Origin of the sequence: Vibrio sp. Vb1337, from assembly GCF_033338715.1 — a bacterium.
GTDB lineage: Bacteria > Pseudomonadota > Gammaproteobacteria > Enterobacterales > Vibrionaceae > Vibrio > Vibrio alginolyticus.
On the sequence record NZ_JAWOTD010000254.1, the window covers coordinates 1 to 1,065 of the forward strand.

General features: G+C 47.4%; 2 protein-coding genes. Both read left to right on the plus strand.

Annotation, left to right across the window (positions count from 1 at the left end; translation table 11 throughout):
* A partial coding sequence (locus tag R7E42_RS25445; protein ID WP_318073300.1) for a nucleoside recognition domain-containing protein occupies positions 1 to 537 on the plus strand: 537 nt, incomplete at its 5' end.
* The gene (locus tag R7E42_RS25450; RefSeq protein ID WP_005458317.1) at positions 537 to 1,004 is read left to right on the plus strand and encodes a YjiG family protein; all 468 of its coding nucleotides are present in this window, start codon (positions 537 to 539) and stop codon (positions 1,002 to 1,004) included. The genes R7E42_RS25445 and R7E42_RS25450, both read left to right, overlap by 1 nt.
* The last annotated feature ends 61 nt before the right edge of the window (positions 1,005 to 1,065 follow it).

The following is a 1,065-nucleotide window of genomic DNA, read 5'->3' on the forward strand; positions in this document are numbered from 1 at the left end:
TCGCTTCGTGGTACTGGTGGTAGCGGTGCACGTGACGGTTTCATTTTTGCACTTACTTTGATTCCTACCGTTATGTTCGCACTGGGTATGATCAATGTACTTGAGCACTATGGCGCACTAGAAGCAGCACGCAAACTGTTAACGCCGCTTCTTCGTCCAATTATGGGTATTCCGGGTAACTCTGGTTTGGCTCTTATCGCTTCGCTGCAAAGTACCGACGCGGGCGCGGCGATGACTCGTCAGCTTAAAGATGAAGGCCATCTCACCAAACGCGAAACCGATGTGTTCACTATGTTCCAGTTCACTGCTGGTGCCACCATTGTTAACTTTTTCTCCTCAGGGGCGGTGCTGTTTACGCTGACGATGGCGGATGGCTCGCTTGCCGTAACGTCTTCTATTGGTTTGGCGGTTGTGGTGATGTTCTTGTTTAAAATTGTGGGTGCGAACTTATTCCGTATCTATCTAAACATCACAGAAGGTAAAGAAGACAAGCAAGAGCAAAGCAAATCTGAGAACTTAAAAGAGGAGACGGCGTAATGAGTGACGTAAAAGTAAGTAAGCCGATGGTGACGGATATTTTCGTTGAAGGCGCTAAAAAAGGCTGGGTTATTGCGACAACATCAACCGTGCCTAACGTTCTTATGGCGTTTGTCATCATTAAGGCGTTGCAGATTACTGGCGCGTTGGATTTGATGGGCTCGGTATTTTCTCCAGTAATGGCGGTTTTTGGTTTGCCAGGTGAAGCGGCTGCGGTGCTGATTGGTGCTTGGATGTCGATGGGCGGGGCAGTTGGCGTGGTTATCACATTGTTTGACCAAGGCATCTTGAACGGTACGCACATCGCGATTCTTGCACCTGCAATTTACCTAATGGGCTCACAGGTTCAGTACATGGGTCGAATTATGGGACCTATCGGTACTGAAGGTCGTTATATCCCAATTATGATTGCGATTTCCGTATTGAACGCATTTGGCGCAATGCTAGTCATGAACTTGTTTGTTTAGGGGGCAATCATGCAGTTTTCTCTCAATGAATATCTCGAAGAACTTCGTCCTCTCATCAATG